This is a genomic window from Amycolatopsis pigmentata, from assembly GCF_042684065.1.
Lineage (GTDB): Bacteria > Actinomycetota > Actinomycetes > Mycobacteriales > Pseudonocardiaceae > Amycolatopsis_E > Amycolatopsis_E pigmentata.
In genome coordinates, this window is record NZ_JBHUKR010000021.1 from 42,557 (window position 1) to 59,882 (window position 17,326).

General features: G+C 68.9%; 14 protein-coding genes and 1 pseudogene. 8 read left to right on the forward strand and 7 right to left on the reverse strand.

Going from position 1 to position 17,326, the window contains the following annotated elements; translation table 11 throughout:
* The first annotated feature begins 88 nt into the window (after window positions 1-88).
* Together ACFSXZ_RS31540 and ACFSXZ_RS31545 are read left to right on the forward strand one after the other, a co-directional pair.
* On the forward strand, window positions 89-1,339 hold the full coding sequence (locus ACFSXZ_RS31540) for an alkaline phosphatase family protein (RefSeq protein WP_378269154.1): 1,251 nt from the start codon (window positions 89-91) through the stop codon (window positions 1,337-1,339).
* The gene (locus ACFSXZ_RS31545) at window positions 1,339-2,436 is read left to right on the forward strand and encodes an alkaline phosphatase family protein (RefSeq protein WP_378269156.1); all 1,098 of its coding nucleotides are present in this window, start codon (window positions 1,339-1,341) and stop codon (window positions 2,434-2,436) included. The genes ACFSXZ_RS31540 and ACFSXZ_RS31545 overlap by 1 nt, the downstream gene beginning before the upstream one ends.
* A 20-nt stretch (window positions 2,437-2,456) precedes the next feature.
* Here the strand turns inward: ACFSXZ_RS31545 and ACFSXZ_RS31550 are convergent, their stop codons facing one another.
* The 5 genes and pseudogenes from ACFSXZ_RS31550 to ACFSXZ_RS31570 form a co-directional block, all read right to left on the reverse strand.
* On the reverse strand, window positions 2,457-3,005 hold the full coding sequence (locus tag ACFSXZ_RS31550) for an aromatic-ring hydroxylase C-terminal domain-containing protein (RefSeq protein WP_378270065.1): 549 nt from the start codon (window positions 3,003-3,005) through the stop codon (window positions 2,457-2,459).
* A pseudogene (locus tag ACFSXZ_RS31555) lies at window positions 2,985-3,964 on the reverse strand (FAD-dependent monooxygenase); the annotation flags it as partial. The pseudogene ACFSXZ_RS31555 and the gene ACFSXZ_RS31550, both read right to left, overlap by 21 nt.
* Window positions 3,919-4,566, reverse strand: a complete 648-nt coding sequence (locus ACFSXZ_RS31560) for a PadR family transcriptional regulator (protein WP_378269157.1) — start codon at window positions 4,564-4,566, stop codon at window positions 3,919-3,921. The pseudogene ACFSXZ_RS31555 and the gene ACFSXZ_RS31560, both read right to left, overlap by 46 nt.
* A gap of 74 nt (window positions 4,567-4,640) precedes the next feature.
* Complete coding sequence (locus ACFSXZ_RS31565; RefSeq protein WP_378269159.1) at window positions 4,641-5,177, reverse strand: LppP/LprE family lipoprotein; 537 nt, start codon at window positions 5,175-5,177, stop codon at window positions 4,641-4,643.
* A gap of 88 nt (window positions 5,178-5,265) precedes the next feature.
* Complete coding sequence (locus ACFSXZ_RS31570) at window positions 5,266-6,444, reverse strand: FAD-dependent monooxygenase (protein WP_378269160.1); 1,179 nt, start codon at window positions 6,442-6,444, stop codon at window positions 5,266-5,268.
* Between the two features lie 138 nt (window positions 6,445-6,582).
* On the opposite strand from ACFSXZ_RS31570, the gene ACFSXZ_RS31575 reads away from it, so the two are divergent.
* On the forward strand, window positions 6,583-7,080 hold the full coding sequence (locus ACFSXZ_RS31575; protein WP_378269162.1) for a MarR family winged helix-turn-helix transcriptional regulator: 498 nt from the start codon (window positions 6,583-6,585) through the stop codon (window positions 7,078-7,080).
* A 14-nt stretch (window positions 7,081-7,094) separates the two neighbouring features.
* Here the strand turns inward: ACFSXZ_RS31575 and ACFSXZ_RS31580 are convergent, their stop codons facing one another.
* A complete protein-coding gene (locus ACFSXZ_RS31580) occupies window positions 7,095-8,063 on the reverse strand; it encodes a quinone oxidoreductase family protein (RefSeq protein ID WP_378269164.1) in 969 nt (322 codons plus the stop codon).
* An 80-nt stretch (window positions 8,064-8,143) separates the two neighbouring features.
* On the opposite strand from ACFSXZ_RS31580, the gene ACFSXZ_RS31585 reads away from it, so the two are divergent.
* Together ACFSXZ_RS31585 and ACFSXZ_RS31590 are read left to right on the forward strand one after the other, a co-directional pair.
* Complete coding sequence (locus tag ACFSXZ_RS31585; protein ID WP_378269166.1) at window positions 8,144-8,773, forward strand: TetR/AcrR family transcriptional regulator; 630 nt, start codon at window positions 8,144-8,146, stop codon at window positions 8,771-8,773.
* 109 nt (window positions 8,774-8,882) lie between these two features.
* Window positions 8,883-10,781 carry a P-loop ATPase, Sll1717 family gene (locus tag ACFSXZ_RS31590; RefSeq protein ID WP_378269168.1) on the forward strand — a complete coding sequence of 633 codons (1,899 nt, stop codon included), beginning with the start codon at window positions 8,883-8,885 and terminating at the stop codon, window positions 10,779-10,781.
* On the opposite strand, the gene ACFSXZ_RS31595 is transcribed toward ACFSXZ_RS31590, so the two are convergent.
* Window positions 10,673-12,034, reverse strand: coding sequence for an MFS transporter (locus ACFSXZ_RS31595; protein ID WP_378269170.1), 1,362 nt, complete (start codon window positions 12,032-12,034; stop codon window positions 10,673-10,675). The genes ACFSXZ_RS31590 and ACFSXZ_RS31595 overlap by 109 nt on opposite strands.
* Before the next feature lie 71 nt (window positions 12,035-12,105).
* Between ACFSXZ_RS31595 and ACFSXZ_RS31600 the strand changes: the two genes are divergently transcribed.
* From ACFSXZ_RS31600 to ACFSXZ_RS31610, 3 genes are all read left to right on the forward strand, one after another.
* Window positions 12,106-13,083, forward strand: a complete 978-nt coding sequence (locus tag ACFSXZ_RS31600) for a GlxA family transcriptional regulator (RefSeq protein ID WP_378269172.1) — start codon at window positions 12,106-12,108, stop codon at window positions 13,081-13,083.
* Between the two features lie 93 nt (window positions 13,084-13,176).
* Window positions 13,177-15,921, forward strand: coding sequence for a cation-translocating P-type ATPase (locus ACFSXZ_RS31605; protein ID WP_378269174.1), 2,745 nt, complete (start codon window positions 13,177-13,179; stop codon window positions 15,919-15,921).
* 201 nt (window positions 15,922-16,122) lie between these two features.
* Window positions 16,123-17,304 carry a diaminopimelate decarboxylase family protein gene (locus tag ACFSXZ_RS31610; protein ID WP_378269175.1) on the forward strand — a complete coding sequence of 394 codons (1,182 nt, stop codon included), beginning with the start codon at window positions 16,123-16,125 and terminating at the stop codon, window positions 17,302-17,304.
* Window positions 17,305-17,326: the final 22 nt, after the last annotated feature.

Sequence of the window (17,326 nt, forward strand, 5' to 3'; positions counted from 1 at the left end):
AGGGCGCGGCGTGAGCGGGTGTTGGCCGCGAGGTGAATAGTCCGTATGTCGGCTACCGGCGAGTAGCTTCCTTTGCTAGAACATGGGCGTGACCGCGAACCGACGCCAGTTCCTGGCCGGTGCCGCATCGGCGGCCCTTGGCTCCTCGCTCCTGACGCACACCGAGGCGTCCGCCGCCGCGCTCCCGCCGCCGGAGAAGTCCGGTATCGACCACATCGTCGTGGTGATGATGGAGAACCGCTCGTTCGACCACTTCCTGGGCTGGTTGCCCGGAGCGGACGGCAGGCAGGCCGGCCTGAGCTACGTCGCGAGCGACGGCATGCGGCACTCGACCCATCATCTGACGGACTACCAGGGCTGCGCGCATCCGGACCCGGACCACAGCTTCGAGGGCGGCCGGGTCGAGTACAACAACGGTGCCTGCGACGGCTGGCTGAGAGCAGGCCAGAACGACGAGTTCTCCATCGGCTACTACGAAGCCAAGGATCTCGCCCTGTACGGGCAGGCGGCGCCGTACTGGACGGTGTGCGACCGGTACTTCTCGGCGATCATGGCCGAGACCTACCCCAACCGGTTCTACCAGCACGCCGCCCAGACCGACCGCATCCACAACTCCAGCACGATCTCCACCCTGCCGACCATCTGGGACCGGCTCTCCGACGCCGGACTCACCGGCCGCTACTTCTTCTCCGACGCGCCGTTCACCGCGTTGTGGGGCGCCAAGTACCTGCCGATCAGCCGGCCGTACCTCGAGTTCCTGACCCTCTGCGCGACCGGCACCCTGCCGCATGTGTCCTTTGTGGACCCCAAGTTCCTTGACGAGGACACCGGCAGTTCCGCCGACGACCACCCGCACGCCGACATCCGCGCCGGGCAGTCGTTCCTCAACCAGGTCTATGAGGCGGTCACCAGCGGGCCCGCGTGGGAACGCACGCTGTTGATCATCAACTACGACGAGTGGGGCGGTTTCTTCGACCACGTCCCGCCCGGCACGGCGCCCGACGCCAACCCGGACTGGGGGCTGCGCGGTTTCCGCGTGCCCTGCCTGGTGATCTCGCCTCGCGCCCGGCGCGGTCATGTGGCGCACGGCGTCTACGACCACACGTCGATCCTCAAGACCATCGAGTGGCGCTGGAACCTGCCGCCGCTGACCCCGCGCGACGCCGCCGCCCGCAACATCGCCGAGGTGCTCGACTTCGCCGCTCCGCCGAATCTCACCGCGCCACGCTGGCAGGTGCCCACGGTCGTCGGGCTGCCCTGCATGGTCAGCCAGTACGTGGACTACGAACAGTGGACGACCTTGCAGCGCCTCGCGACGTCGCACGGATGGGCACTGTGATGACCTCGGTCAGGCGCCGTATCGGCGCCGCGCTGATCGCCGCGGCCGTCGCGGCCGGGCTCGGTGTGGCCGGCTCGTCCGCCGTGGCCTCGGGCGAATCCCTGCCGTCGGTCGGCCACGTCTTCGTGATCAACCTGGAGAACAAGGGATACGACGAAACCTGGGGAACCGGCTCCGCGGCGCCCTACCTCAGCCGGACGCTGCGTGCCCAGGGCGTGTTGCTGTCGCAGTACTACGGGATCGGGCACAACAGTCTCGACAACTACATCGCCCAGGTTTCCGGACAGGGACCCAATCTCGGGACCCAGGCGGACTGCCCGATCTACGGCGAATTCGCCCAACTCGGTACCGTCGCGCCCGGCCAGGCCGTCGGTCAAGGGTGCGTGTACCCGGCGTCCGTGCCGACGCTGCCCGGGCAGTTGTCGGCCACGGGGCGCGGTTGGAAGGGGTATCTGGAGGACATGGGCACGCCCTGTCGCCACCCCGCGATCGGGACCGTCGACACCACGCAGAAGGCCCGGGTGGGCGACCAGTACGCCGCTCGCCACAACCCGTTCGTCTACTTCCACTCGATCATCGACAGCCCGGCCTGCTCGGCCGGCGATGTCGACCTGTCCGCGCTCCCGGCCGATCTGGCGAGCGAGCGGACCACGCCCGAAATCGCCTACATCACGCCGAACCTGTGCCACGACGGCCATGACTCGCCGTGCGTGGACGGCCGGCCCGGTGGCCTGGCGTCGGCGGATGCCTGGCTGCGCCAGTGGGTACCGCGGATCACCGGCTCGCCCGCGTTCCGGCACGACGGCATGCTGGTGATCACCTTCGACGAATCCGACGGCGCGGACTCGGATTCCTCCGCCTGCTGTGGCGAAGGACCGGGACCCGACACCCCGTTGCCCGGCATCACCGGACTCGGCGGTGGGCGGGTCGGCGCTCTCGTGCTGTCTCCGTTCACCGCGCCGAACACCTGGAACGACACGCCATACAACCACTACTCACTGCTGGGCAGCATCGAGAACGCGTTCGGGTTGCCACGGCTCGGTTACGCGGCTTCGCCCGGAGTGCGCACCTTCGGCCTCGACGTGTTCAACCGCTGAGTCCACTTCGGACAGACCAGTCAGACCGCCGCGGCGACGTTCGCGGGACCGTGCCAATGCTGTAGCGCCTCGTGGAGACCGTCCGGGCCGGCGGTGCTCAGCCACGCGGTGTGGCCGTCCGGCCGCAGCAGGATCGCCCGAAGCTCTGACTGGTCTGGACAAGTCGCGTCGACGATGTCGACTCGGTCGGACCAGCCCACGGCCACCTCACGGAGGTCGTGTTTCCCGGAAAGGTCGAGCAGGAGCCAGCGGCCCGTCGCCAGCAGCGTGGCGACGTCCGTGTCACCGGCGCTGGTCGACAGGGCCAGGTTGGGGACAAGGCGGCCGAGCCAGGGATGCGTGCCGACGGGATGCGTTTCGTACCGGGTGTCCAGGCCGGTGATCGTCTCGGCGAAGGCCCGGTTGCCGCCGGGATGCGTGGCCACGCGGGTCAGCAGGTCGACGAGCGGTCCCGGCCCCGCCTCGCCGAGGTGGACCTGCGCCTGGGTGTTGGCCAGCACGTGAGCACCGGCCGCGTGGCGTTCGGTGTGATAGCTGTCGAGCACCTGCGGCGTGGCGATGCCGCGCACGGTGGCGGCGAGTTTCCAGCCGAGGTTGAACGCGTCGTCGAGAGCGACGTTGACTCCGATCGCCCCGGCCGGTGGGTGGATATGCGCGGCGTCCCCGGCCAGTAAAACCCTGCCGCGACGGTATTCGGCGGCCTGGCGGGCCGCGTTGCCGAAACGGGTCAGCCAACGCGGTGAGCACAGTCCGACTTCCCGCCCGAGCGCCCGGTTCACGGCGCTTTGCAGGACGTCGAGGGTGACCGGGGTGTCCTTGTCCGCGGGCGGTTCCCGGTCGGCGGTGAGGATTCTGACGTAACCGGGGCGGGGAATGACGAAGACCGTGCCGCCCGGCCCTTCGCTGGCGCCGAACGGCAACGCCCCGGGCTCGGCCAGTTCGACATCGCCCAGGAGCGTGAAGCGGGTCGCCGCGGTGCCGGGGAAGTCGATGCCGGCCTGTTTTCGCACGGTGCTGCGACCGCCGTCGCAGCCGGCCAGAAAGGCGGTACGAAGGCGGTAATCGCCGTCAGAGGTGGTAATGGTGGCGACGACCGAGTCGGGATTCTGGCGCAGGGCACGCAATTCGTGACCACGCCGGACCTCGGCACCGAGTTCGACCGCGTGTTCCTCGAGGATTTCCTCGACCCGGGTTTGCGGGATGCCCAGCGAGTACGGGTGGTCGGTGTGCGCCCCCGCCAGGCCGAGAGTGACCGGAAGGCCGGAGAACGCCGCGTGCGGGACCTGCCTTCCCTCGCGCACCAACCGGTCGGCAACCCCCGCCGTGCCAGGAGGTCCAGCGCGCGGGCGTTCACGTTGAAGCCCCTGCAGAAGTCCGGACGGCGCGGATGGCGTTCGACCACGGTCGTTTCGATACCGGCGAGCCGGAGTTCACCGGCGAGCATCAGGCCGGCCGGCCCGGCGCCGACGATCAGGACCTCGGTCACCGGGAACTCCCTTTCCGGTCCGTGGGCGCGGACCAGGTCCATCCGGTTTCGGTCCGTTCGATTTCCGGCCAGTACAGGCTGCCGGTGCGGATCTCCTCGATCGTCTTTCTGGTCCAGTCCAATTCGGCCGTCCAGGCGTGCAGCGCGCACTCGACCTCGATCATGAACAGCCGGGGGACCTGCCCGGAGCCGACCGTGCCGGCCAGTACGGCCTTGGTCTCCTCGATCCGCCGGTTCAGGCGCGACTCCCGCTCGGCCAACGCGTCCGCCGCGGCGTCCGGACCCAGGGCACCGAGGTAGGACACCGCGGCCATGAACTTGGGGTATTCCGCGACAGGCGTGCGGATCAGTTCGTCGATCCACCGCACGAACTCGGCCTGGCCGGTTTCGGTGGTGGCGTAGACGGTCCGCTCCGGCCGTCTGCCGTCGCGCGCCGTCTCGACCGGTTCGATCCAGCCCTGCCGGGCCAGCGCTTCGACCGTGTCGTACAGCGAGCCGGAATTGATCTTGAAACTGCTGTCCTTGTGTCGCTCTCGCAGCGTGGACGCCATCTCGTACGGGTGCATCGGCTGCTCCCGCAGCAGGCCGAGCACGGCCAGCGCCAAGGTGTTGGTGATCTTCCGCTTCGCCATCCGCACCCCCATAGTCGGAACCTACTATACGGAACCGGCTATGGGTGGGGGAGGGCGGATCGCGGGCAAGGACGAGGGGTGTGGTCTCAGCGGCGGCTCGGTATGGCGGCCCAGTCGGGGGAGGGGACCTTGTCCAGGGGCACGAGACCGCTGCCGGTCCAGTGATAGCGCACCGTCGCGGTACTCGCGGTGGGACAGCACATCGGGTCGGCGGGGTTGTACAACTGGTAGGAGAGCGTGACCGTGTCGCCGACCGCCCCGAGCGCCGTGATGCCCGCGCTGTCGGTCGACGTGTCGGTACCCACGAAGTTCCCGTTGGCGAAGAAAAAGGCGCGGTTCGAATAACCGTCCACCGAAATGCTCACGGTACCGAGAATGACTTTCAACGTGCTCGGGCCGTCCCAGCCCGCGTTGGAGTACGGCCGGTAACCCTTTTCCCGCACGACGGCCTCGGCCGCGCCGAGACTCCCCGGACTCGGCGCGGCCCTGGTCGCGCTGTTCGCGGCCGCCGGACCGACGAACGCGCTGATTCCCAAGCCGGTGAAGACAAGAAGCGCCACGGAGGCCACCGTCGCGAAGGGACGGACGATGCGCACCCGCGCGGAATGGTGCTTGTCGGTCATCGTGCCAGGGTCTCTCTCGTCGACGCGGATTCGAAGCGCGGGGGCCGATCGTTATCCGCTTGTATTCGAATCCACCGGGACCGGTGAATCAGTCCGGCAGGGTGAGCGCCGAATGTTCCGGCCGCACCATTTCGGTGGGCAGGAAGTCGAGTCGGCGGAGCATGGCGTTGCGTTCCGCGAGTGCCTCCGGTGTGGCCGGGAACATCGTCGCCTTGCCTTCGGTGACCAGTCCTTGGTTGAGCGTGACGAAGTCGCGGGTATCGCGCTCGTAGGCGGCGAAGGCCGCGGTGTGGTCGGAATGGGTGGCCAGCGCATGGGCGAGCATGTAGGCGCCGACCAGCGCGAGACTGGTCCCCTGGCCGGTCAGGAACGACGTCGCGTAGCCGGCGTCGCCGATGAGCGAGACCCGTCCGCTCGACCAGTGTGGCATGCGGATCTGGCTGACCACGTCGAAGAACAGGTCGTCGGCCTGGTTCATCGCGGCGACCATGCGGGGAATCTCCCACCCCTCGCCGGCGAAGGTTTCGGCGACCAGTTCCCGTTGCGCCTCAGGGTCCCGGAAAGCCTCGAGCGGCGCGTCCGGTCTGACGAAGTTGAGGAACCCGTGGACCTCGTCGCTGTCCTTGACGGCGTAGAGGGCCGCTCCCTTGCCCGGACTGCTCCACAACATGGCCTCATGGGACAGCCCCAGGAAGTTCGGCATGGTGAAACCGGCGAAGCAGTAACCGAGGTAGTGGTGGAAGTCCTTCTCCGGGCCGAAGACCAGCCCACGGGTGCGGGAGTGCAGGCCGTCGGCGCCGATCACCAGGCTGAACGGGCGCCGGACGCCGCTGTCGAAGACGACGTCGACGCCGTCCGCGTGCTCGTCGAGGGAGTGGATGGAGTCGTTGAAGACGAATTCGACGGTGTCTTCGACCAGTCCGTACAGCGTCTCGGTCAGATCACCTCGGCGCACCTCGAGGTGCTGATGTCCGTCGCCGTCCGTCACCTGTGACGACAGGGAGGCCACCAGGCTGCCATCGGCGTCGAGGGCGACCAGGCGGCGAGTGCGCACATGCAGGTCCTGAAGGCGGGGAAGGATCCCCATCCGCCGAGCGACTTCCACCGCCGTGCCGCGAAGGTCGATCGGGTAACCACCGGTGCGCACGGTGGCCGACTGCTCCACCACGGTCACCGCGAACCCGTGCCGGTGCAGCCAGAAGGCCAGCGCGGGGCCCGCGATCCCGGCCCCGGAGATCAAGATCGTGCGTGGTGCTCGCGTGTTCATGGTCACTCCTCTGCGCACGGTCCCGCCGTGCGCGACTGATAGCTAACTTAGGTATCTTTATGACGACCGCGCCGCACCCCCGGGTCCGACGCGGACAGGGCAACTATATACCTAAGTTAGGTATCGAAGTGGAGTGTGATGACGGACACAGACACCGGCGACGGTCCCGACCTGCGGCCCGTCCTGCCCCGCATCATGCAGTTGGGCAACGTGCTCAACCGAAGCGGTCTCATGGAACGCGCCATGGAACGGGCCGCTCCGACGCTGGACAGGCCGGCCGTGTCGATCCTCGTCTCGCTGCGCTTGAGCGGCCGGGCCCTCCGCGTCGGGGAGATCGCGGAGCGGATGCAGGTCGCCGGACCGCATGTCACGCGGCATGTCCAGGTGCTCGAACGGAGACGGCTCGTGCGCAGGCTCGCCGATGCCGACGACCGGCGCGCGCGGCTGATCGAATCGACTCCGGAAGGGGCCGAGATCGCCGACCGGTATCTGCGCACCATGCTCGGCTGGATCGGTGAAGCGCTGGACGGATGGTCGGCGGAAGACCGCAAGACCTTCTACCGCCTGCTCCAGCGCTTCACCGATGATCTCGCGGCACGCCTGTCGGTGGCCGACGACCAGGACGACTCACCGTGAATGTTCAGGCGGCCTCAGGGCACGAGGAGGACGCGGCCGAGTTGAGCGCGGTCGTCGAGGATTTGGTGCGCTTTCACCGCCTCGGTCAAGGGAAGTCGCGTGTGGACGGTTCCGCGCAGACGGCCCGCCAGGAAATGGTCGGTGACCTCGGCGACCGTCTTGGTCACCTCGTCCGGTCGCGCCGTACGCCACGCCAGGAGGGAAAATCCGATGACCGAGCGCAGTGAATAAAGCGTGCGTACCGGAATTGCTTCGGGTTCGCCCGCGGCGAAGCCATAGGTGACCATCCTGCCGCCGGGTGCCAAGAGGTCCAGACCGCGTGCCGTTCCTTCGCCACCGACTCCGTCGAGGACCAGGTCGACTCCCTCCGGCGCGGCGGCACGCACCTGCTCCGGCCAGGCATCGTCGGTGTAGTCGATCGCGACGTCGGCTCCGCGCGCGCGAACGAAGTCCAGTTTGGACGGTGATCCGGCGGTACCGATGACCCGGCCCGCGCCGAGGATCTTGGCGAGTTGCACGGTCAGATGCCCGATCGCCCCCGCGGCGGCCTGCACCAGCACCGTCTCGCCCGGCGCGATCCGGCCGAAGCGCAGGGTGCCGAGCGCGATGGGGGCGATCATCGAAAGCATGGTGGCCGATCCGTCGTCGAGTCCGTCCGGAACCGGAGTGAGCCACCGCGTGTCGGCCACGACCTGGTCGGCGTAGGCGTCTTCGCTGAGCGCGGCGAACCTGCGGCCGATCAGCGCGGGATCGCCGTCGGGGCCGACGGCCTCGACGGTGCCGACGACATCGCCGGTCAGCGTCGCCGGCATGGGGCGCCCGTACCGTTCACCCCAGCCTTGCCGGAGCTTGCTGTCGATGAAGTTCGTCCCGATCACCTCGGTGCGCAGGCGCACCTGACCAGGCCCGGGCTCCGGCTGTTCCGCGTCTTCGATCCGGAGTACCTCCGGGCCGCCGTAGCTGTGGTAACGAACCCGTCGCACGGTATTCTCCTCAAAGTAAGTGGACCAGTGGTCAAGTTGACCGTACTGGACCGCTGGTTCAGTTGTCGAGAGGGAAGACCATGCCCGCAGAACGGCGCGAGCGCGCCGACGCAGCGCGCAACCGGCGGGCGATCCTTGCCGCGGCCGAGGAACTCCTGGGCCGCCACCGCCCCGGCGAGGTGACCATCGAGCAGGTCGCGGCGGCGGCCGGGGTGGGCAAGGCCACCGTGTTCCACCGGTTCGGCAACCGGATGGGCCTGATGATCGCGCTGATGCGGGAGCGTGCCCGTGGCCTCAACGACGCCGTGGAGAACGATCCGCCGCCGCTGGGCCCTGGCGCTCCGCCGCGCGAACGCCTGCGGGCCTTCCTCTCCGCGGTGGTCGAAATGGTCGGCCGGAACAAGGGCCTGCTGGGCGCTCTCGGCCAGGAAGTGCCGCCGACGTCCCATCCCGACTGCGACGAGCACCCGATCTACCCGTTCTGGCACCATCACGTCAGCACGCTGATCGCCGCGGAGCGGCCGGACCTGGACGCGCCCCTGCTGGCCGATCTGCTCTTGGCCGGCCTTCACGCCGAGCCGACCCTCCGCCTGTTGGAGCGCGGCGAAATCGCGCGCCTCGAAGCGGCCATGCACACGCTGGCCGACGGGCTGCTGACCGCTGGGGCGCCTGCCGCGCCTTCGCGGCTACGCGCTCGCCGATCCCCCTGATTTTTCTCCGAACGCGCCTGCCGTTCTGCGATACTGGCCTGCGACGGGTGGTCCGGACGACCTACGGGAGTGACGCCGAACGCTCGCGGTTCCTGGGGAGGGAGAGCTGGTGGCCGACGACGGTGTGGTGAGCCGGTTGTTCTTCGGCCGTGACGATGCCGAGAACGATTTCACCGATGGACTGCTGCGCACCGGCTTTCTGCCGACGAGGGCGTTCGAAGAGGCGTCGGTGGGCCGGAAGACGTTGATCATCGGGCGCAAAGGGTCGGGAAAGAGCGCCATCTGCATGCGGCTGACTCTTTCACCCGAGCACGCGGGACGGACGTGCCTGGTCACCCCGGACGACGCGGCGGGTGACGAGATCCGGCGGTTCGAGTTGCAGGGCCTGACCGGCGAAATGGCGAAATCGCTGATCTGGCGTTACGTGTTCGCCGTCCAGGCCGCGCGTTACCTGGTCCGCCACGCCCGTGACGCGCACGGAAACCGGTTCTCCTCCCCGGTCCGGACGCTGCGCCGGTTCCTGCGGAACAACGGCGAAGACGACGACCGGAATTTCTACGACCGGGTGGTCCGGGGCGGACGCGGGTTGCAGACCTCGCTGTCGCTGGAGGCCTTCGGCGTCAAGGCATCGGTGGACCACAAGGGAAACTCCGAGGGCGCGCGGGCATCGCGGCAGCTGGAAGTGCTCGAAGCGGGAGTCGCCCGGGCGTTCACCGCGCTGGGCTGCGCCGGCACGCACCCGCCGCTGCTCGTGCTCGTCGACCAGCTGGAACAGGTGTGGTCCACGGACCCGGAAAGCGAGCAGCTCGTCATCGGCCTGCTGCTCGCGGGCAAACACGTCTCCCGCCATTACCGTGAGGCGATGCGGTGCGTTCTTTTCCTGCGGGCCGACATTTACGACGCACTCGATTTCGGTGACGCCGACAAGTTCCACAGCGACGAGGTCCGGGTCGACTGGACCACCGAAAAGCTCCGGGCGCTGGCGCTGCTGCGCGCTCGTGTTTCCCTGGGGCGGGACCTGAGCCACGACGAGTTGTGGAGCCGTGTGTTCCCGGCGCGTGTGGACGGTGAGCCGACCGCGGAGTACCTCTTCTCCCGTGCGCTGCCAAGGCCTCGCGACGCGATCCAGTTCTTGAACCAGTGTCGTGACACCGCGCGCGACCACGGCCACCAGACGATCACGGCCGCCGACGTGAAGGAGGCCACGAGCACGTTCTCCCAGTGGAAGCTGCTCGATCTGGCCAAGGAGTATCGCGTCACACTGCCTTTTCTGGACCGGCTTTTCGCGCTTTTCCAGAATTCCGGTTACGTGGTGATGCGCAAGGCCCTGGCCGCCACCTTCGAGCCGTTCCAGGAAACGCTGCGGACACGGTTCCCGCGCTACACCGAGGGGCTCGACGCGGACACCGCGCTCGAAATCCTTTACGGCGTGGGATTCCTCGGGGTGCGCCGGGGCGCGGAGGTCGCCTACGCCAGTACTTCGAACGTGCCGGTTCAGCCGCACGAGAACGAGTTCCACATCCATCCGTGCTTCCGCCCGGCGCTCAACGCCCGCAAGGCGACCCAGCTCCAGGCTTTCAGCGACGCGAACTTCGGCGCGCAGAGCCGCGCCATCGTCGCGGGGAATCCGCTGGGCCAGCAGGCGGGTGGGTTCGATGCCATCAAGATTCCCGCCCGGCAGGACTTCGCCCTGTTGAACGCGCTCATCGCGGCGGCCAATCGCATCCTGCGGCAACTGGCCCGTTCGGATCTTCCCGACGAGTCCCGCCGGCAGATCTCCGACGAAATCAGCCATGTGCTCGGCGGTGCCATCGCCGTCCGCGCGCAACTCCAGGCCGGCGTCGAACTCGACGCCCTGCAGAGCGTGGTGCACGCGGCCGACTACCTCGGCGCACTGGCTCAGCAACTGGTCCGCGCGGGCCTCGGGGAGGAGGACGTCGTCCGCCGGATCCGGGACGAGGTCCGCATCCTGCTCGATGAGATCGGCGGCGGCCGCTTCCGGTCCTGAGCCTGCCGGGAGGCCGCTCGCCTGATCGCCATCGACAACCCGGTCGCGAGTCCACAAAGGACGGCCGCGCCGAGCCAGACGATGTCATAGCCGCCGGACGCGGCGCGGGCGGCGCCACCGAGGAAGGCCGCGGCCGCCGCCCCGAGCTGATGGGCGGCGTTGACCCAGCCGAAGACCACGGGGCCGTCGTCCCCGTGGAACCGGCGGCACAGCGCGATCGTGGGAGGCACGGTGGCCAGATCGAGCAGGCCGTAGGCCACCACGAAGACGAGGAGCGGCAGGTGCACGACCGGGCCGAGCACCATGGGGAGAAAGGCGAGTGACACGCCACGCGACGAGTAGCTGATCGCCAGAAGCCGGCGCGGGTCGAAGCGGTCGGTGAGCCAGCCCGATCCGGTCGCGCCCGCCACGTTGCACACGCCCATGACGGCGAGCAAGGACGCGGCGACCGTGATCGGCATACCGCCTTCGTGGGCGGCGGGCACGAAATGGGTCATCATGATGCCGTTCGTGGAGGCGCCGCAGATCCCGTAGGACCCGACCAGCAACCAGAACGGACCGGTTCGCGCGGCGTCGCGCAGTACGGTGAGGGCGTGCCGCGCGGCTCCTCGCACCGGAGCGGGTTTCGGCGTGAATTCCTTGGCACCATAGGCTTTCAGGCCGAGATCGGCGGGGTGGTCGCGCAGCAGCAGCCACACCGGAGGCAGGAGGAGAAGCGCGGCGAGGCCCACGACCACCACCGATGGGCGCCATCCGTGTTGCTTGACGACCCAGGCCAGCAGCGGCAGCACGACCATGCCGCCGAACATGCTCGCCGAGGTCAGGACGCCACTGACCAGCCCGCGCCGCGCGACGAACCACCGGGTGGCCACGGTCGCGGCGAAGGTGAGCGCCATGCACCCGGTGCCGAGCCCGAGCAGGAACCCCCAGCCGAGCACGAGTTGCCACGACGCGGTCATCACGGCGGTGAGCGCGGTGCCCGCGGCGATCGTGACCAGGGCGGCCGCGACCACCCGGCGCACACCGAAGGAGTCCATGAGCGCGGCCGCGAACGGAGCGACCACCCCGTACAGCGCCATGTCGATCCCGAACGCGACCCCGAGCAGGGGGTGTGACCAGCCGAAATCCTGCTGGAGCGGATCGGTCAGCAGGTCGGGCATGCCGGTCGACGCGCCGGTGACCACGATGACCAGGCCGGTCACCGCGGCGATCCACCACGCGCGATGAACGCGGGTTTTCGAGAATTCCTTCATGTCCCCGATCGTGGGGCGGCTCGACGTGCCTCACGAGTGGCCTGATGGCCAACATGTGTCAGGATCGGGCCATGGGCGCCTTCACACAGCCTGGCCGTCACCGGGTCGCCGTGCTGGTCCGTCCCCGGTTGCTGCCGCTCGAACTGGGCATCGTGCACCAATTGTTCGGGCAGGCCACTTCTGCCCGCGGTGATCGCCTGTACGAAGTCCTCACCTGCGCGGTCGAGCCCGGAGAGGTGAGCACGACCGGCGATTTCGCCATCCACGTGGCCAACGGCCCGGAAGCACTCGCCGAGGCCGACACGGTGATCGTGCCGGCGGCCGAGGCGGACTACTCGCCGGCGGCGAAGCTCCCGGCGCCTCTGGCCCAGGCATTGCGACGGATTCGGCGCGGTACGCGCGTGGCGTCGATCTGTACGGGCGCTTTCGTGCTTGCCGGCGCCGGACTGCTCGACGGGCGCCGTGCCACCACCCACTGGAAGTCGGCCCCGCTGTTCCGCGCGCTTTTCCCGAAGGTGCGACTCGACGAGAACGTCCTCTACGTCGACGAGGGCGAGGTGCTCACGTCGGCGGGCGAAGCGTCCGGCATCGACCTGTGCCTGCACATGATCCGCTGCGATCACGGGGCGTCGGTGGCCAACGAAGTCGCGCGCGGCACCGTCGTCCCTCCTCACCGCGACGGCGGTCAGGCGCAGTTCATCCGGCGGCCGGTCGCGGAAGCCGCGCGGTCCTCCACCGCGAAGGCACGGGCCTGGGCGCTGGCGCATCTCGGCCGCCCGCTGACGCTCCGCGAACTGGCGGCCCGGGAATCGATGAGCGTCCGCAATTTCACGCGCCGTTTCCGCGACGAGACGGGCATGTCGCCGGCGCAGTGGCTGACCCAGCGCAGGCTCGAACGGGCCCGCGAGCTCCTCGAAGAAAGCGATCTGCCGGTCGACCGGGTGGCGGAGGAAGCCGGTTTCGGCACCGCGGGCTCTCTCCGCCAGCATCTGCACGCCTGTCTCGGTGTGTCGCCAACGGCGTATCGCCGGACTTTTCGCGGTAGGTAGGGCGCAGGTGCCGTCCTGGCAAGGGGCACAACGTCGTTTCCGCGGGGTCCGCCGGGTCTCGCCGTGGTGACCCTCGCGCGTGACGATGGCGAGATGCGGAGTCAGCACGACGCGTGGGTGCGGCCACCCGAACTCGATCCCGAGGAGGCTGCCGACGCGCTGCTGCGTGACCTGCGCAGTTCGCGGGGCGGCCTTTCGGGCCGGGAAGCGGGCCGCAGGCTGGTGCAGTACGGACCGAACGAGTTGCGCCGCCGGGGTAAACGACGGTGGCCTGGGGAACTGGTCCGGCAGTTCACGCACCCGTTGGCGTTGCTGCTGTGGCTGGCCGCCGCGCTTCTGCTGATGGTGGGCTCGCAGGTGGTGGCCGGGGCCGTGGTGCTGATCATCGTGCTGAACGCCGCGTTCGCCTTCGTGCAGGAGTTGCAGGCCGAGCGTGCGGTGGAGGCGCTCGCGATGTACCTGCCGCAGCGCGCAACGGTGGTGCGTGACGGCGCGCACCGTGAAGTCGACGCCGTCGAACTGGTGCCCGGTGACATCGTGCTGATCGAAGAAGGGGACCGGATCGCCGCGGACGTCCGGCTGCTGGGCGGCGCCATCGAGGTGGACATGTCCGCGCTGACCGGCGAATCCGTGCCCGTCGTGCGGTCGGCGACGATGCAGGACGTGCGCGTGCCGGTGCTGAGGGCTCACGATCTGGCGTTCAGCGGCACGAACTGTACCGGCGGCGAAGCACGCGGGGTCGTGTTCGCCACCGGCATGCACACCGAACTGGGCCGGATCGCCGCCCTGTCGGAACGGGTCGAGCAGGAACCCAGCCCGTTGGAGCGGCAGGTCCGCCGCGTGGCCTGGCTGATCGCGGCGGTGTCGGTGCTGCTGGCACTGGCCTTCATCCCGGTGGCGATGTTCGGGGCGCACCTGTCGTTGACCAACGCGGTGCTGTTCGCCGCGGGGCTGCTGGCCGGCATGGTCCCGGAAGGCCTGTTGCCGGTGATCACGCTGGCGCTCGCCGTCGCGGTGCGGGCTCTGGCTTCACGCGGCGCGCTGGTCAAACGGCTGTCCGCGGTGGAAACCCTCGGCTCCACCGACGTGATCTGCACCGACAAGACCGGCACGCTGACCGAGAACCGGATGCGGCCCGCGGCGGCCTGGAGCGCGGGCGGCCGCGCGGAGTTCGACTGGGCGAGTTCCGGGGCGAGCCCGGCCCTGCGGGCGGTCGCGCGCATCGCGGCGGCGTGCAACAACGCCGAACTTCCTGACGGAGAAAGCGAAGCGGCCGGTGACCCGACCGAAATCGCGCTGCTGCTCGCGGCGACTCGCCTCGGCGCCGACGCCGGTATCGCCGCCCGGGAAGCGGAGCGATGCCGCCAGTTCCACTTCGATCCCGAGCTCAAACTGATGACGACCATCGACGGCCACGACGGGGATGTGCTGTCCGTGCACACCAAGGGTGCGCCGGAAAGCGTCCTGCCTCGCTGCACGCGCATTCTGGGTGAGGACGGGGAGCCGGTGCCTCTCGACGACGCCTGGCGCGAGCGCGTCACCGCTCAGGTCGACACCTTCGCCTCGGAGGGGTTGCGTGTACTCGCGCTGGCCGAGCGGATGCTGCCCGCTGGGCAACCGCCGCAGCGCCGGGACGACGCGGAGCGCGAACTGTGTTTCGCCGGACTGATCGCCTTGATCGACCCGCCTCGTGAGGGAGTCGCCGAAGCGGTCGCGCGCTGCCGTACCGCCGGTATCCGCATCATCGTGATCACCGGCGACCACCCCCTCACGGCGGCGGCCGTCGCCCGGCGGGTCGGCATTACCGGCCCGGACCCCACCGTGGTCACCGCCGAGGACTTCGAACGGCTCAGCGAAGCGGAACTGGGGAAACTGATCCGGCGCGAACCCGAGATCATCTTCGCTCGCGCTTCACCCGAGGCGAAGCTCCACATCGCCGAAGCCCTGCGCGGAGACGGTCATGTGGTCGCCATGACCGGTGACGGCGTCAACGACGCTCCCGCGCTGCACAGCGCCGACATCGGCGTCGCGATGGGGAAGTCGGGGACCGACGTGGCCCGCGAGGCGGCGACGATGATCCTCACCGACGACAACTTCACCTCGATCGTTTCCGCGGTGCAGGCCGGCCGCCGGATCTATGACAACGTCCGCAAGTTCATCAGTTACATTTTCTCCCACGCCACCCCGGAAATCGTCGCGTTCCTCGTGTTCGCGCTCAGCGGGGGCGCGATCCCGCTGCCGTTGACCATCCTGCAGCTGCTGGCCTTCGACGTCGGCAGCGAAACGCTGCCCGCGCTGGCGATCAGCCGTGAACCCGCCGAACCGGGGCTCATGGACCGCCCGCCGCGGCCCCGCGGCGAAGGGGTGATCCGCGGTTCCATGCTCGTCCGGACCTGGCTTTTCCTCGGCCTGCTGGTGTCGGTGTTGCAGATGGTCGGGTTCTTCTACGTGCTCGTGAGGTCCGGCTGGCACCCGGGAGCTCAGGTCGGACCCGGGCAGCCGTTGCACCACGCCTACCAGCAAGCCACGACCATGACCTTCCTCGGCATGGTCTTCGGCCAGATCGGCACCGCGTTCGCCGTGCGCACCCAGCACGCCTCACTGCGCTCGATCGGTGTGTTCTCCAACCGGCACCTGCTGGCGGGCATCGCCGCCGAACTCGCGCTCGTCGGCATCTTCGTCTACGCGCCGCCTTTCCAGGCTCTGCTCGGCACCGCCGCGCTGCCGCCCGGCTATCTGGTGCTGTTGCTGCCGTACCCGTTCATCGTCTGGGGCGCCGACGAACTTCGCCGTTACCTGGTGCGGCTCGGAACCAGGCGTGCGCAATTGGCGACGTGAATGTCGCGGAGGTTAATTGGCGAGCCGGCCATATCCCGATTCGGAAACCGTTTTACTCCGTTTCGTGATTTCCCCTCCCGGGATCGGTGAATCGAGCGCGAATCGTGGTACGCGTGGAGCGGGCGTGTCGACGAACAATCTCCGCGGACCCTCTCCCGGTGTGCTCGCGCGGCACGCCCTCGCGCGCGAGGAGGGATGGTCATGACGCTGGGCGAGTCGATACCGAGCGTCGCCAGGATCGGCCAGGGAAGACTGAGCCGGCGGGTCTGGCCCGCCGGCGCGGTGAACGGTGAAAACGGGGATGTCGTGATGGGTGGCGTGTCCCTGACGAAAATCGCGGCGAAATTCGGCACACCCACCCTGGTCATCGACGAAGCGGATTTTCGCGCACGCTGCCGGCACTATCGACGCCGGATTCCGGAGATGGAGATCTTCTATGCGGCGAAGGCGTCGCTCACCGGTCCGGTCGCGTCGTGGTGCGAGCGGGAAGGCCTTTCGCTCGCCGTGTGGTCGGCCGGGGAACTGGCTCTGGCGCGGTCCGTGGATTTTCCGGGGGAGCGCGTGACCTTCCACGCCGGCGCGAACACCGCGGAAGATCTCAAGGCCGCGATCGAATACGGGGCGGGCCGCATCGCGCTCGAGTCGTTCGACGAGATCGAGCAGGTCGCCACGATCGCGCCGTACGGGCAGCCGGTGCTCCTCCGGGTCGGCACCGGCTCCGATGCCCATGTCGTCACCGAGGCGGCGGGGCGTGTGCTGGCACGGCGAGGCCTCCGTCTGATCGGCCTGCACTGCCATCTCGGTTCGCAGGTGCTCCGCGTCGCCGTTTACGAGGAAGCCGTCCGGCGGATGCTGGGTTTGCTGGCGCGGATCCGCGACCGGCACGGGGTCGTTCTCGGTCTGCTCAATCTCGGTGGCGGGCACGCCGTGCCGTACCGCGCCCACGATCCGGAATTCGATCTCGGCGGTTTCGGCGGCCGGATGCGCGCCGCGCTCGGTTACGAATGCGAGCGGCATCGCCTTCCGCGTCCACAGGTGGCCATCGAGCCCGGACGGGCGCTGATCGCGCGAGCCGGTGTCACGCTGTACCGCGTCCTCGGGGTGCGGGAATCCGCTGGTGGCCGCACTTTCGTCACCGTCGACGGCGGGACGGGCGGCAACGCGCGCCTTCGCACCGCGCGGTTGATCGGCCGCCACGCGGGTCCTGTCCTGCGTGAGGTCACCGTCGTCGGCAGGAACGCGGGAGTGGATGACGTGCCTGTAGAGGTCGCTCTGCCGCTCGACGTGCGCGCGGGCGACCTGATGGCGATGGCCTGCACCGGTGGCTGCGGGCTCTCCTTCATATCTGTCCACAATGGACAAGCTGGGATCGCCGCTCGCTGAGGGGTCGTCCCAATTGTGGCGT

Coding starts and splice junctions, on each gene's coding strand:
- ACFSXZ_RS31570 (WP_378269160.1), bottom strand. CDS start 6,444: ATGAACACGCGAGCACCACGCACGATCTTGATCTCCGGGGCCGGGATC.
- ACFSXZ_RS31605 (WP_378269174.1), top strand. CDS start 13,177: ATGCGGAGTCAGCACGACGCGTGGGTGCGGCCACCCGAACTCGATCCC.
- ACFSXZ_RS31575 (WP_378269162.1), top strand. CDS start 6,583: ATGACGGACACAGACACCGGCGACGGTCCCGACCTGCGGCCCGTCCTG.
- ACFSXZ_RS31600 (WP_378269172.1), top strand. CDS start 12,106: ATGGGCGCCTTCACACAGCCTGGCCGTCACCGGGTCGCCGTGCTGGTC.
- ACFSXZ_RS31560 (WP_378269157.1), bottom strand. CDS start 4,566: ATGGGGGTGCGGATGGCGAAGCGGAAGATCACCAACACCTTGGCGCTG.
- ACFSXZ_RS31585 (WP_378269166.1), top strand. CDS start 8,144: ATGCCCGCAGAACGGCGCGAGCGCGCCGACGCAGCGCGCAACCGGCGG.
- ACFSXZ_RS31595 (WP_378269170.1), bottom strand. CDS start 12,034: ATGAAGGAATTCTCGAAAACCCGCGTTCATCGCGCGTGGTGGATCGCC.
- ACFSXZ_RS31545 (WP_378269156.1), top strand. CDS start 1,339: ATGACCTCGGTCAGGCGCCGTATCGGCGCCGCGCTGATCGCCGCGGCC.
- ACFSXZ_RS31610 (WP_378269175.1), top strand. CDS start 16,123: ATGACGCTGGGCGAGTCGATACCGAGCGTCGCCAGGATCGGCCAGGGA.
- ACFSXZ_RS31565 (WP_378269159.1), bottom strand. CDS start 5,177: ATGACCGACAAGCACCATTCCGCGCGGGTGCGCATCGTCCGTCCCTTC.